Consider the following 12,855-nt stretch of genomic DNA (forward strand, 5'->3'; position numbering starts at 1 on the left):
ACGAGATGCTGACCTATCTGGAAAGGGTGGCGTCCAGCGAGGAACCCCCGCCCGGCAAGGACGCTCCGGCCACGGAGCCACCCAGACCAAGGTTTCGCCTGCGCCGCCTCTTTTCAGACTTGAACTTGTTTCCAGCTTGACGTTGCCGGCATTTGCCGCTCCGTTGATGTCTGCGCAATCAGGCGTGTCGATGGGGCAAGGGCTTGGCGCTACGGATCGGCGGCGCGGTTCTCGATCTTGACCGGGGTACGCTCCGGCGTGACGGCGAGATCGTGCCGGTCCGGCCGAAAACTTTCGAGCTGCTTGCCTTCCTGACACGTAATCCCGGACGGGTGTTGAGCAAGGACGAATTGCTGGCCGCGGTCTGGCCGGGCATCCTCGTCAGCGAGGATTCACTCACCCAATCGATCCGCGACGCGCGCAAATCGATCGGCGACGAGGCGCAGGCGCTCATCCGCACCGTGCCGCGGCGAGGCTACCTGTTTCAGCCCCCCGAGACAGAGACCGTGCCAGCGCCCGCCGCCGCTACGGCTGCCGCCCGGGCGGAGCCGATGGTGGCCATCCTGCCGTTCCAGGTCGATCCCGCCGACGCCATCGCCAAGGCGCTGTTCGACGGCGCGGTCGAGGAGATCACCAACGCGCTTTCCTATTTCAAGACGATCGCCGTGCTTGCGCGGCATTCGGCCTTCGCGCTTGCCCAGCATTCAACTGAGGACATCAGGGCGACCGCCGAGCGCCTGGGGGCCGACTACGTCGCCGAGGGCAGGGTAGAGGCCGCCGATGGCGATTACAGCGCGCGCGTCGTGCTCACCGAGACGGCATCCGGCAGGCGCATCTGGGCGCAGATCTTCACCTTCGCCAGGGACGAGATCTTCGCCTTCCAGAAGACGGCAGCGCAGCGGATCGCGACCGCGCTGGTCGCCAATATCGAAAGCGCTGTGATGCGGCGCGTCCAACCCGCGCCCGCCGCCAATGTCGAGGCCTATCTGCATTTGTTGCGCGGCATCGCGCTGTTGCGCAGCTATGGCGAAGGCGTGAACCAGGAGGCGCGCGCGCATTTCCTCGAGGCGCTGAAGCGCGATCCGGGTTCGGGGCTGGCGCACGCGTATCTGGCGCTCGCCGACGTGATCATCGGCGGCTACGCCGGCGCGCCGCGCGCCGTGCTCGAACAGGCGCGCGACCGCGCGCTGCACGCCATCGCGCTCAGCCCCGACGAGGCCCGCTGCCACAGGATCCTCGCCCTTACCCTGCTCTACCTGGGGCGCGACGAATACGACGCCGCCGAAAAGCACTTCGTGCGCGCTCTCGAACTCAATCCATACGATGCCGACACGCTGGCCCAGATCGGCCATTTCTGGGCGTTGCGCGGCGAGGGCGAAGCCGGCTTGGCCCTGCTCGACAAGGCCATCCAGCTCAATCCGATGCATCCGGGCTGGTATTATGCCGACCGGGCCGCGGCCCTGTTCGTGCTTGAACGCTACCAGGACGTGGTGGCGTCCCTATCATGCCTGCCGCGCAAGAGTGCCTGGGAATGGGCTTGGCTGGCCGCCTGTCATGCGCTCGAGGGCGATACGGAGAAAGCCCGGGCCTGCGCCAGGCAAGGCCGCGCGCTGGAGCCAGGCCTCACCGTGGCGGACATTCTCGCCGAGTTGCGCATCGAACGCGCCGAGGACCGCGAGCGGATGCGCCTGGGGCTGCAGCGCGCCGGCTGGGACGCTGCCGTTTGAGGGCAACCGCCCTTCCCCTAGAAACTGATCTCCACCGCCTCGGCACTCCGCTTCGCCTCGCCGTGGAACACCGCCTCGATGTTGCTGCCGTCGGGGTCGAGCAGGAAGGCGGCGTAGTAGCCGGGATGGTAGCGGCGCTCACCCGGCGCGCCGTTGTCCTTGCCGCCGGCGGCGAGCCCTGCCGCGTAGAAGGCGTCGACCATGGCGCGGTCCTTGGCCTGGAAGGCGAGATGATGGCGACCGGTGAGCACGCCTTGGGCCGCGCGGCTGTCGGCGCTGGAGACGAACAGCTCGTCCGCCCAGAAATAATCCTCGGCCTCGCCACCGATCGGGATACCCAACACGTCCAGCACCGCGCCATAGAAACGCCGGCTCGCCTTGATGTCGCGCACCACCAAATGAAGGTGATCGATGAGCCGGCCGCGATAGAGTTCCATGGGGGGTGCTCCTGGTTGAGCGGCTCAATTTAAGTGGGACCAATGTGCGGTCAATAAGAGGTGTCGCAGGCTGCTGACACTTTGAGACGACGGAGGCGGCGCGAGGGAACGCTACCCCTTCCGGCAACAGCCAAATCTCCACCCACGAAAAAACTGGATAAAAAATGCAACCAGCTTGTAGGATCGCCGTCAGCCCCGCCGTCCTTCGGACGCAAGCGGCGCGGCCCACCTGGAAAAACCGTGCCGCATCAACCAGGATGCCTTACGGCATGGAGAAAGAACCATGAACCATTCCTATCGGTGGGTCATCGTCGCGGCCGGCGCGCTGATGACCTGCGTGGCGCTCGGCGCCATGTTTTCGCTGGCGATCTTTCTGGAGCCGATGTCGCTCGACACCAACTGGTCGCGCACCGGCATTTCCAGCGCCATGACCTTGAACTTCCTCGTGATGGGCGTCGGCGGATTCGCCTGGGGCGCGATCTATGACCGCGTCGGCGCGCGGCCCGTCGTGCTTGCGGGTGCGGTGCTGCTCGGCCTGTCGCTGGTGGTGGCGAGCCGCGCCACGTCGCTGCTGGTCTTCCAGCTCAGCTACGGCGTCATCGTCGGGCTGGCGGCCAGCGCCTTCTTCGCGCCGATGATCGCGCTCACCACTTCATGGTTCGACACCAACCGCAGCCTCGCCGTCTCGCTGGTCTCGGCCGGCATGGGCGTGGCGCCGATGACCATCTCGCCTTTCGCGCGCTGGCTGATTACGGCCTATGACTGGCGCACCGCCATGTTCGACATCGGCGTCATGGCCTGGGTGCTGCTCATTCCCGCCGCGTTCCTCGTGCGCCAGCCGCCGGCGGCGGTCGCGGCGGCCGACGGCACGCCGGCGCCGGTGACCGACGATCCCGGCATGAGTGTCGGCCAGGCGCTGCGCTCGCCGCAATTCATCGTGCTCGGTCTTACCTTCTTCGCCTGCTGCGCGGCGCATTCGGGCCCGATCTTCCACATGGTCAGCTATGCCATGTCCTGTGGCGTGGCGCCGATGGCGGCGGTGTCGATCTACAGTGTCGAAGGGCTCGCCGGCCTTGGCGGACGCGTGCTCTATGGCGTGCTCGGCGACCGGCTGGGCGTCAAGCCGGTGCTGGTCGCCGGGCTCGCCATCCAGGGGCTGGTGATCGCCGCTTACCTTACCGTCGGCCAGCTCGAGCAATTCTACCTTCTAGCCGTCATCTTCGGCGCCACCTATGGCGGCGTCATGCCGCTCTACGCCGTGCTGGCGCGCGAATATTTCGGCGTGCGCATCATCGGCACGATACTCGGCGCCGCCACCATGCTCTCCAGCCTCGGCATGTCGCTCGGGCCGCTCGCCGGCGGCATGATCTACGACGCCTATGCCAGCTATTCCTGGATGTTCATCGGCTCGGCGTTGATCGGGCTGGGCGCGGCAGGCATCGCCATCGCCTTCCCGCCGCAGCCAAGCCGGCAGAGACTGCAGATGGCGTAGCGCATAATCGCCGAAGGCGACAGAGGGGGCGTTGGCGCATGAGGCGCCAACGCCGTCCTTGTCGTCGATCTGGACGCCGCGATACACGCATTGTTCGAAGGCAAGCGAGCGGAAGCGCACTTGCGGGCGACATGCATCAGTCCCCTGCAACGATCGCCGGGCTCACCATCTTCTCGACCACCCAGCGATGCTTGCCGATCCGGCGATTGCGCACGAAACCCTGCTTTTCGAACATCGCCAGCGTGCCGTTGTGCAGGAAGGCGCCGGCGACGGTGCGGCCCTGCGTGTCTTCGGGATAGCTTTCCACCATGCCGCCGCCGAGATGCGCGATCTCGCCCAGCGCGCCGCCAAGCGCCGCGGCGGCCACGCCTTCGCCACGGCGGGTCCTGTCGATGAAGAAGCAGGTGATGCGCCAGTCGGGAAGCGTGGTCAGACCTTCGCGGTAGGCGCGCTGGTGCTTGATGCGCGGCAATTCGTCGGTCGGGCCGAACTGGCACCAGCCGACGCATGCCGCGCCGTCGAAGACGAGCGCGGCGTGCGTGCGTCCGTCGCGGACCCTGGCCTCCTTCTCGGCGCGGTTGCCGGCCGCGCCCGACCCCTTTGGCGTGGAAGGCCATGCACCAGCAGCCGCCCCAGACGCCGTTGTGCCGCTCGACCAGCACGGCGAAGGCCGGCCAGGTGGGCATGTCGAGAGGTTTCACGCTGAAGCTCATCGGCACCTCCTGTGGAGGCAAGATTAGCCGATACGAGCGGATTTTGGAGGGGGCGAGAGGTCTTGGGGTCGAACCGGCGTGCGAGCCGTCGATCTTCCCGCTATGATCCAGCGAGGGCCAAAGGTGGCCCGGTAATCTCCATATCAAATTGGGCCGCGATCGCTTTGATTTCCGCGAGATCGCGCGGAATCTCCAACCCCTGTGCGGCAACCGTCGGGAAAAAGCTTTCGAGACCACCCGGGGACAGAATGGCGATCCAGCGTGCAGGATCAACGACGACGAACGTGTGCTCAACGCCGGCGGGTATGTAGATTACTTCTCCGGCGGCACGTTCGGAAACCTCGCCGGCACACCAGAAGCGTAGCCGCCCCTGGAGAATAACGAAGACTTCGTCGGACTTGGGATGGCGGTGGCGCGGCGGTCCGTCGCCTGGACCGGCATCTGATGCAAATGCCCCAAACTTTCCGCCGGTCTCGCGGGGCGTCAGAAGCGCTTCATAGTGCGTCCCATTCCAATCGGCTTGAGTACCGGGGGCTACCTGCGTTTGCATCTTCGCCATATCTGGTTGGTGTTGAGATTGATGGCCGGTGCGTTAAAGCACAACTCGTCACGACAGCTACCTGTCTCGTCGGGCGATCGCCTCGTATGAACATATGAGACGGGCGCGGGACCGGCGGCGAAATGGTTGTCAGCGAAACCGGCTTCCGGCAAACTGCAAGTCCTTCGGGTGAGGGAGCGGTGAATTCCGGCACGCATGCACGACTTCGATCGGCTGGTCGGGCAGGTCTATGACGCGGCGGTCGAGCCCGGCCGCTGGCCGCAGGTACTCGAGATGCTGTCGGATTTTCTCGAGGGCGCCGCCACCAAGCTGACGTTCCAGAATGCGAGGACATTGCGCAGCGAGGCGAGTTCGGTGCGCATGCCGCCGGAGGCGGACCTCACCTACGCGCAGTACTACTACAAGACCAATGTGTTCCTGCCGCGTATCGCCAGACTGCACGCCGGCACGTTGATTCCGGTGTGGGACCTCCTGCCGCGCGAAGTCTACCAGCGCTCAGAGTTCTATAACGACTTCTGCCGGCCCGGCGACATGTGCCACCCGATCGGGGTCGTGCTCGCCAACGAGCCGGACATGCGCATCGTGTTCACCTGCGGACGCGCCCGGACAACCAGCGAGTTCGAGCCCGAGCACCTCGACCGGCTGCGCCGCATCGGGCCGCACCTGGTCCGCGCAGCGGGCGTGAGGCTGCGGCTCTCGCGCTCCGAGATCGCCAGGGACGCCAATGCCGAAGCGCTCGACCGAGTCACCCAAGGCGTGCTGATCGTGGCGGCGAACGGCGATATCCTGTTCGCCAACCGGGCGGCCGAGGCGCTGCTCGCCGAGGCCGACGGGATCAGGACTGAAAAATCGAGGCTCCGCGCAACTGTGCCGGCCGATGTCGCGCAGTTTCAACGGTTGATCGCGACGGCCGCTGAGCGATCGGACGCCGCAGGCGGCGTGATGGCGCTCGCGCGGCGGCCGCCGCGCCGGCCGCTGAGCACGCTGGTGGCGCCACTGGTTGTCGAGACGACGTGGTTCGTGACAGATCGCCCTGCCGCGATCGTGTTCATAGCCGATCCGGACAGCGCGCCGCGCACCGCGCAGGACCAGTTGCGCAATCTCTATAGGCTCACCCCGGCCGAGGCGGCCGTGGCAATGGCGGTCGCACGCGGCGAAGGACTGCAGGCGGTCGCAGATGAGCTCGATATCAGCCTGACCACGGCCCGCACCCACCTGCAGCACGTATTCGAAAAGACGGAGACGCAGCGACAGGCGGAGCTGGTGCGCCTTATCGCCGCCAGTGGACTTTACGGCCGACAATAGACGGGAGCGCAACCGGGCTTCATCCAGGGCGGACACGCCTGCCCCCTCCCCATGCGTACCGCTCCAACGCTCCCTCTCGCCGGCGCAGGCTTCAAGTCTCTCCAGTCAGCGAGTGCCGGTCTCTGTCAAAAACCCGTCCGAGGACGATGAATGGAGACGCGGCAGGGCAGCGCCTCTCTGCCCCTGGCAGGCATCTCTCCCTCAACGGGCGAAGATCACCCGGTCCCCGTCCCCGTGCGCACCGCCTCGCGGTCGTTTTCGTCGCGGCGGAGCCGCTCGTCGGAGATCAGCACCACGGGGCATGGGCCGCGCCGCAGGACGGCCGTCGTCGTCTCGCCGAAGATCAGCTCCTTGCCCTGGCGCCTGGCCACGCCCATGACAATCAGCGCCACGCTCCTGCCGGCCTGGCGGGTGATGGCATCGGCGGCGGCGGCCCTCGAGCGGATGGCGGTCTCGATCTCGACGCCATAGCGGTCGGCAAGCGCGACGATGTCCTTCAGCACCGCCTCCCTGCGGCGATGCGAGACGGTGTCGCGCGGCTCGTCGCGACCGGGCCTGGCGACATAGAGCATCTTGACCGGCGCACCGGTGACGGTGGCAATCGCCAGCGCCAGCTCGGCGCCGCGGCGGGCGACCGCGGTGCCGTTGACCGGCACCAGTATCCTGCCCGATCCCGGGCCGAGCCGCGGCATCTGGCGGCCGGCGGTCGCCGGCTTCAGCACAAGGCAGAGCGGCCCTTCGAAAGCGCCTGCGACCTCGTTCAGCCGATGCGAGAAGCCGCCCTTGGAGGTGACGGCCCGGCCAAGGCCGACGATCAGCATGCCATAACCCTTGCGCGCCTCTTTGACCACCGCCTCGGCCGAAAGCTCCTCATGCTGGCGGCGGGTGACGGGCGCCTCGCGAAACGGCGGCTCGTCGGACCTCTTCGCCGCCTCGCGGCTGTCTTCCGCGCCCTTCTCGATTTCGTCCAGATGCAGGCCCTCGGTCGGCTCGGCATCGATTTCACCGCTCGAATGCAGCACCGTCGTCGGCTTGCCCGCGCCGATGACGCCGGCGAGATAGGCGGCGAAGCGGCCGACGACGCCCTCGTCGACCACCACCAGAAGCCGCTCCAGATTGGCGACGAAACCGCGCTGGTCGACCTCCTCGCGGTCCAGCCTTTTCTTCTCCGCCTCCCCTATCGGCAGTCGGCCGAGCGCCCAGCGCAAGGTCGGCGGCATGGCCAAGGTGGTGATGACGGCCATGGTGACGATCATGGTGAAGAGGTTGTGCGAAAGCACGCCGATCGACAGGCCGATCGAGGCGACGATGACTTCGGTCGAGCCGCGCGCGTTCATGCCGCAGCCGACCGCAACGCCCTCGGCGCGGCTCATGCCGGCGACCTCGGCGCCGATGAAGGCGCCGCCGAACTTGCCGAGGCTGGCGATCACCACCAGCGCGACGGTGAGCAGCGCCAGCTGCGGATCGAGCAGCACGGTGAGGTCGGCCGACAGGCCGGCCACGCCGAAGAACACCGGCATGAAAAGGGCCGTGATAATGCCACGCAGCTGCCCTTCGATGTGGCGCGACAGGATCGGCGACTCGCCGACCAGGATGCCGGCGACGAAGGCGCCGAGCACGGTGTGGACGCCGATCAGGTCGGTGATCAGCGCCATGGCGCCCATGATGGCGAGGATGACCGTGACCACCGCGTATTCGGAGCGGAACGTGTCGTTGGTCCAGCGGATGGCGTCGAAGACGATGCGGCGTCCGAGGGTGAAGGAAAAAACCATGAAGGCGGCGACGCCGAGGATGGTGAAGGCCAGGCTGCCGACCTCGATCCGCCCCTTGGTGGAGATGCCGATGGTGATGGCGATGATCACCCAGCCGATCGTGTCCTCGATGATGGCCGACGAGACGATGATCTGGCCGAGGTCGCGGCGCATGAAGTTCATGTCGCGCACCACCATGGCGACGATCTTGACCGAGGAGATGGAGAGCGCGGTGCCGAGGAACAGCCCGGCGACGATGCGCTCGCTGCCGGCGGCAAGCAGTGAATCCGGCATGAACTGGGCGGCGACGAAGCCGAGCACGAACGGCACCGCCACGCCGGCGGCGGAGATGGAAAAGCAGGCGCGGCCGACGCGGCGCACCAGCCTCAGATCGGTCTCCATGCCGGTGAGCAGGAGCAGCATCAAAACGCCGAGCTGGGCGATGGCGTTGATCATCGATTTCTGCGACGGGTCGCCGGCGAAGACCAGCCGCTCGGCTGCCGGCCAGACCCAGCCGAGCAGCGAAGGCCCGAGCAGGATGCCGCCGATCAGCTGCCCCATCACCGCCGGCTGTCCCAGCGTCTCCAGCACCTCGCCGATGCCGCGGCCGACGACCAGAAGCAGGATCAGCTCGGCGACGAAAATGCCTTCCGAGGACATGCCGGATTTCTCGGCGGCGACGGCGACGGCGGGCATGAGGGCGAGCGCTCCCGCGCCAAGCGCGATCGTCCATCGCCGGTTGAGCATGAAGGACAATGTCTGCACCCCTCGATTTCTGGCGCCATAACGGTTTGGTACAGGGTTCGGTTGCAGGAGGCGCACTGGTCCGCCAACCTCTCCATTCGTCATCCTCGGGCTTGACCCGAGGATCCATGCCGTGACGGTCGCGAAGGAGTGCGGGCATCTCAGAATTCTGCACCGTTGCGGCGCTCGCAGGCAACGGCATGGATCCTAGGGTCTGCGCGCGTCGCTTCGCTCCTTGCTCCGCCCTAGGATGACGACGTTATGCGTGGCGCGGCCAACTTCCTCGGTCTGCATCCCTACAACTCGATTCAAATGCCGCGGCCGATTTTTGCTTTCCGGTAAAAGCGACTCGGCGATGGTCGCGCCGTGGCGGGTAAGAAGGAGAAGCCAATGAAGAGCGACTTTGCCGCTGCCCACCTGCACCTCGACCGGGCGTGCCATTATCTGCGCGGCGACGATGAAACGAGCCGCGCGGCGCTTGCCGCGCTCGACCTTGTGATCGAAGCGGTGGCGGCCGCCCAGCATGCCAGGCCGATGGCCGATGTGCTGCCCTTTGCGCGGCGCGCGAATGGCGACCTTCCGCCGCTGGCATCCTGACTTATCCGCCTGAAAAAGCCGGAACATTCCAGCCGGCCGTGCGTTGTGGTAATTGGGGTGTGGTCGGTTGTTGTCAAAGGCGGGGCGGCCGGCCACGGCGCGGGAGGCGCATGGCTGAGGAATGTCGCAGACGAATGCCGCAAAATCCACCGACGCTGCTGCGCCGGCAAGGTCGATAGCCGCGGCTGCGCCGGCAAGGTCAGCCGAGGCGGCCGGGCTGGCGACATCCACCGAAGCGGCCGCGCCGCCGCGCGCTTCCGACACGCTGGCGCTGAAGCTCAGCTCCTCCGAATTCACCACGACGCTGTCGCATTTCCATCGCGCCGAGATCGCGCGCATGGCCGGCTGGCGCGACCGGCTCGACCGCACCAGCAACTGGGCGATCACCGTGGTGGCGGCGATGCTGTCGGTGTCGCTGTCGACGCCGAGCGCGCATCACGGCGTGTTGCTCTTCGCCATGCTTTTGATCACGCTGCTGTTGTGGATCGAGGCGCGGCGCTACCGCTTCTTCGACGTCTACCGGGCGCGGGTGCGGCAGTTCGAGCGCTACTACTTCGCGCAGATCTTTTCGCCGCAGCCCGACTACGCCTCCAATTGGCTCGCCATCGTCGGCGAGGGCCTGCGCTCGCCGCGTTTTTTGATTTCGCAACGCGCGGCGCTGATCCGGCGGCTGCGCCGCAACTACATCTTCATGTACACAATCCTGATGCTCGCCTGGATCCTGAAGATCACCACGCCCAGCCTGTCGCGCGAAGGCTCGCCGATCGGCTTCGGCGCCTCGCTCATCGACACCTTCCGGGTGGCGACGCTCGGCCCCATCCCCGGTGTCGTGGTGGTGTGCGGCGTCGTCGCCTTCTACCTCGCCATGCTAGCCGCCGCCTTCCTGATCCGCGCCGACGACGGCGAGCTGTCGTTCGGCGACGTGCATGTGTGAATAAAGAATAGGGAATAGGCAGTAGGCAGTAGGCAGTAGGGGTAGGGATGAGACCGGATTGCTCGCGCTCTCCGTTCCCTACTGCCTATTCCCTACTGCCTACTGCCTACTGCCTACTCCATTCAGCGAACGCGCCGTCCGGAATTCCTGCGTCGTGTTGCGGCTGGGATAAGGCTCGGCCGGCACGGGGACGCCGAGATGGGCGCAGAGCGGTGCCCAGCCGTCGCCGAGCTTGTGGACCAGCAGGCGCTCGGCCGGCACGGCTTTCAGCACTGCCTCGACATTGGCCTCGTAGACGGCGATCGCATGCGCGCGGTCGTGCGGGCGGCCGCCGAAGACCTGTTTCGCGATCAGTGCAATGCCCAGCGATTCCTGATCCCGGCTGGCGGTGATGCTGGCCAGGATGGTCTTTTCGAAACTCTCCCACCAGCTTTCGGGCGAACGCCAGGTGAGGATGACGCGCGCCTCGCGGTAGGCCTCGATCAGTTCGCGCCAGTAATGCGCCGAGGGCCAGTCGACGCAGGATTTATAGCCGGCAAGGAGCCGGCCCCAATCCGGCGCGGCGCCGTTGGCCAGCGCCCGCCAGAGCCGCTTCTGCTCCGCATGCGCCATGACCTCCGACATGTGATGGCAAGGGCCGAAGCCGAGCATGGTCAGCGCCTCGCGCATCGAATCCGTGCCGGTGCGGCCAAAACCGGTCCCTATCACCTCGATCGTCGTTTTCCCCTCCTCCCGCTTCCTGCCTGGCGAGCGCGCAGCCGCGCGGTCAACCTCCCTGTACCACGAGCCGCAAGCGATTGCCCTCCGGATCGGCTGCCTCGATCGCCCCGCCGGTCTTTTTTGCCGGCACGTTGGCAGCATCCAGCCTCCGCGCCACAGCGGCAAGGTCGTCGGCCGAGGCAAGCTCGACTGTGAAATGGTCGAGGCCGGCGGCATGCGGCGGCGGCTCGCGCAGCCCGTCGCGCGCCCAGATGTTGAAGGCGATCATATGCACGCGCCGCGCCGTGCCGCAGTCGAACATGCCGAAGCTCCGGGATTGGATGTGCGGCTCGAAGCCGAGCACGCCGACATAGAATTGCATCAGCGCCTCCGGTGTGCGGGCGCGCATGTGGATGTGGCCGATGAAGGCGTCTGGCGCCATCGTGGGCTCGACGTGACCGGAATCGCCGAGATCGCGCAGCAGGCCCGGGAGGTCCAGCGGCTCGAGCCCGGAATGCGCTTTGCCATCGATGCCGATCAGCGCCACGCGGCCGTCGGCCGACACGTCCCGACGCAGGAAGCGCTCCGGCGTGTCGAAGCAGATCTCGATGCCGTTGCCGGACGGGTCGGAGATGTAAAGCGATTCCGAAACCAGGTGGTCCTGGGCGCCGTATCGCAAGCCCGACGCCTTGAGGCGGGCGGCCGCATGGGCAAGATCACGGCGCGTCGTGACATGGATGGCGACGTGGAACAGATCGCGGGATTTCTGCGGCAGGGCCAGTTGCGCTCCGGCATGGAGCACGATCAGCGTCCTGCCGCCGGCGCCGAGCTCCGCCGTGGCGTCGTCCTTGCCGACCGGGACGAGCCCAACCGTGTCGCGCCAGACGGTCAAGGCCGCCGGGATGTCGGTGACCTTGAGGTGAACCGGCCCGAGGCGGGTGGCTTGAGACAGCAATCCTTCGTTCATCGTCGTCCAACCGATTGCGGTCGATGAATATTAGCTGTGAAGGATATTTCTGTCTCGCGTCAAGTTCGGGTTGACCCCTCCCCTGCGGGCGGCGACTATCACCAAAAGCCAGTTCGTTTTCAGGCAATTCCGGATGAAAAACCGCTGCACGGTTTTTCCTCGAATTGCTCAGGCAGGAGGAATGCGATGGACGACACCGACCACTGGCGCAACATGGCGAGCGCGCCGCGGGACGGCAGCCGCATCCTGGTGACGGTGCGCTCCTCCGAGCAGGGCCCGGCCGAGGTCGACATGGCCTACTGGTCGCGAGCCGACCAGTTCGGCGAGGAAGGCTGGCGGGCGTCGGACTCCTCGCCCGGACGCATCGTCGAATATGCCGAGCCGGAGCTCAGGTGCTGGATGCCGCTGCCTTCGGCGGGACGTGGATCGATGCCGTCGCCGTGGGAGGGCGAGGACGTGCCGCTGGTCGATGGGGAAGGGATTTAAGCCCAAAGCCGGCGCGGCGGCTGATCTGCCGGCTTTAAGGCCGCAGTGGCCGAGCAGAACTTCCAGAATGCCAGCGAGACAGTGTCGTCACCACCAGGACGGCCAGCGCGAGGAGCTTGCGCATTCCGCCTGTCCGGCCGGGCATCGGTGGGGCCGCCCGGCATGTCCGCTGTCGTTCCAGGTACTGCGCCAGGGCGATGTCATGGCGAAGGCTTGCAGGTGCGTTGCCTTGGCGCGGGAAACGGTCGTCGTCTTGCCGGAACGGCCAGTCGGTCGGGCTCAGGGGCAGCATGTAGTTCTCCCACATCTTGCGTTCCGGCAACTGTCGGGCACGGCCATGACAAGGCTGAAGAAAGCAGCGTGATCAAATCGTGAAAAAGACCGCCGAGGACAGATCGCAGTTGAATTGGCGACAGCTAAGCGAAAGAATTGCATGCAACATGG

At 66.5% G+C, this 12,855-nt stretch carries 12 protein-coding genes; 6 read left to right on the forward strand and 6 right to left on the reverse strand.

From position 1 onward, the window contains the following. The first annotated feature begins 203 nt into the window (after window positions 1–203). Window positions 204–1,727: a winged helix-turn-helix domain-containing protein gene (locus F3H96_RS21150; protein WP_149803656.1), complete on the forward strand. Its 1,524-nt coding sequence runs from the start codon at window positions 204–206 to the stop codon at window positions 1,725–1,727. Between the two features lie 17 nt (window positions 1,728–1,744). Here F3H96_RS21150 and F3H96_RS21155 read toward each other — a convergent pair whose 3' ends face one another. Then, window positions 1,745–2,164: a VOC family protein gene (locus F3H96_RS21155; RefSeq protein WP_149803658.1), complete on the reverse strand. Its 420-nt coding sequence runs from the start codon at window positions 2,162–2,164 to the stop codon at window positions 1,745–1,747. A gap of 283 nt (window positions 2,165–2,447) precedes the next feature. On the opposite strand from F3H96_RS21155, the gene F3H96_RS21160 reads away from it, so the two are divergent. Beyond that, window positions 2,448–3,656 (forward strand): MFS transporter, encoded by a 1,209-nt coding sequence (locus F3H96_RS21160; RefSeq protein WP_149803659.1) that lies wholly within the window; start codon window positions 2,448–2,450, stop codon window positions 3,654–3,656. 136 nt (window positions 3,657–3,792) lie between these two features. On the opposite strand, the gene F3H96_RS30895 is transcribed toward F3H96_RS21160, so the two are convergent. Together F3H96_RS30895 and F3H96_RS21170 are read right to left on the reverse strand one after the other, a co-directional pair. Next, a complete protein-coding gene (locus F3H96_RS30895; protein ID WP_210248161.1) occupies window positions 3,793–4,128 on the reverse strand; it encodes a hypothetical protein in 336 nt (111 codons plus the stop codon). Between the two features lie 341 nt (window positions 4,129–4,469). Continuing rightward, on the reverse strand, window positions 4,470–4,928 hold the full coding sequence (locus F3H96_RS21170) for a cupin domain-containing protein (protein ID WP_149803660.1): 459 nt from the start codon (window positions 4,926–4,928) through the stop codon (window positions 4,470–4,472). Window positions 4,929–5,123: 195 nt separating this feature from the next. Between F3H96_RS21170 and F3H96_RS21175 the strand changes: the two genes are divergently transcribed. Then, window positions 5,124–6,233: a helix-turn-helix transcriptional regulator gene (locus tag F3H96_RS21175; protein WP_149803661.1), complete on the forward strand. Its 1,110-nt coding sequence runs from the start codon at window positions 5,124–5,126 to the stop codon at window positions 6,231–6,233. 215 nt (window positions 6,234–6,448) lie between these two features. Here F3H96_RS21175 and F3H96_RS21180 read toward each other — a convergent pair whose 3' ends face one another. Continuing rightward, on the reverse strand, window positions 6,449–8,680 hold the full coding sequence (locus tag F3H96_RS21180) for a cation:proton antiporter (protein WP_244620092.1): 2,232 nt from the start codon (window positions 8,678–8,680) through the stop codon (window positions 6,449–6,451). A gap of 438 nt (window positions 8,681–9,118) precedes the next feature. Here F3H96_RS21180 and F3H96_RS21185 point away from each other — a divergent pair, with 438 nt between their 5' ends. Both F3H96_RS21185 and F3H96_RS21190 read left to right on the forward strand, forming a co-directional pair. Continuing rightward, window positions 9,119–9,325 (forward strand): hypothetical protein, encoded by a 207-nt coding sequence (locus tag F3H96_RS21185; protein WP_149803662.1) that lies wholly within the window; start codon window positions 9,119–9,121, stop codon window positions 9,323–9,325. A gap of 121 nt (window positions 9,326–9,446) precedes the next feature. After that, a complete protein-coding gene (locus tag F3H96_RS21190) occupies window positions 9,447–10,259 on the forward strand; it encodes a DUF2270 domain-containing protein (RefSeq protein ID WP_149803663.1) in 813 nt (270 codons plus the stop codon). A gap of 99 nt (window positions 10,260–10,358) precedes the next feature. Here F3H96_RS21190 and F3H96_RS21195 read toward each other — a convergent pair whose 3' ends face one another. Next, a complete protein-coding gene (locus tag F3H96_RS21195; RefSeq protein WP_244620086.1) occupies window positions 10,359–10,967 on the reverse strand; it encodes a sulfotransferase family protein in 609 nt (202 codons plus the stop codon). Between the two features lie 58 nt (window positions 10,968–11,025). After that, window positions 11,026–11,925 (reverse strand): VOC family protein, encoded by a 900-nt coding sequence (locus F3H96_RS21200; RefSeq protein WP_149803664.1) that lies wholly within the window; start codon window positions 11,923–11,925, stop codon window positions 11,026–11,028. 186 nt (window positions 11,926–12,111) lie between these two features. On the opposite strand from F3H96_RS21200, the gene F3H96_RS21205 reads away from it, so the two are divergent. Then, window positions 12,112–12,411 (forward strand): hypothetical protein, encoded by a 300-nt coding sequence (locus tag F3H96_RS21205; protein WP_149803665.1) that lies wholly within the window; start codon window positions 12,112–12,114, stop codon window positions 12,409–12,411. Window positions 12,412–12,855: the final 444 nt, after the last annotated feature.

Source organism: Mesorhizobium sp. NFR06 (genome assembly GCF_900115245.1).
Taxonomy (GTDB): Bacteria; Pseudomonadota; Alphaproteobacteria; order Rhizobiales; family Rhizobiaceae; genus Mesorhizobium.

Bases quoted from the DNA above. Each gene is read 5' to 3' on its own strand.
- F3H96_RS21185 (WP_149803662.1), top strand. From the start codon at position 9,119: ATGAAGAGCGACTTTGCCGCTGCCCACCTGCACCTCGACCGGGCGTGC.
- F3H96_RS21170 (WP_149803660.1), bottom strand. From the start codon at position 4,928: ATGGCGAAGATGCAAACGCAGGTAGCCCCCGGTACTCAAGCCGATTGG.
- F3H96_RS21205 (WP_149803665.1), top strand. From the start codon at position 12,112: ATGGACGACACCGACCACTGGCGCAACATGGCGAGCGCGCCGCGGGAC.
- F3H96_RS21155 (WP_149803658.1), bottom strand. From the start codon at position 2,164: ATGGAACTCTATCGCGGCCGGCTCATCGATCACCTTCATTTGGTGGTG.
- F3H96_RS21180 (WP_244620092.1), bottom strand. From the start codon at position 8,680: ATGCCCGCCGTCGCCGTCGCCGCCGAGAAATCCGGCATGTCCTCGGAA.
- F3H96_RS21160 (WP_149803659.1), top strand. From the start codon at position 2,448: ATGAACCATTCCTATCGGTGGGTCATCGTCGCGGCCGGCGCGCTGATG.
- F3H96_RS21200 (WP_149803664.1), bottom strand. From the start codon at position 11,925: ATGAACGAAGGATTGCTGTCTCAAGCCACCCGCCTCGGGCCGGTTCAC.
- F3H96_RS21190 (WP_149803663.1), top strand. From the start codon at position 9,447: ATGTCGCAGACGAATGCCGCAAAATCCACCGACGCTGCTGCGCCGGCA.
- F3H96_RS21175 (WP_149803661.1), top strand. From the start codon at position 5,124: ATGCACGACTTCGATCGGCTGGTCGGGCAGGTCTATGACGCGGCGGTC.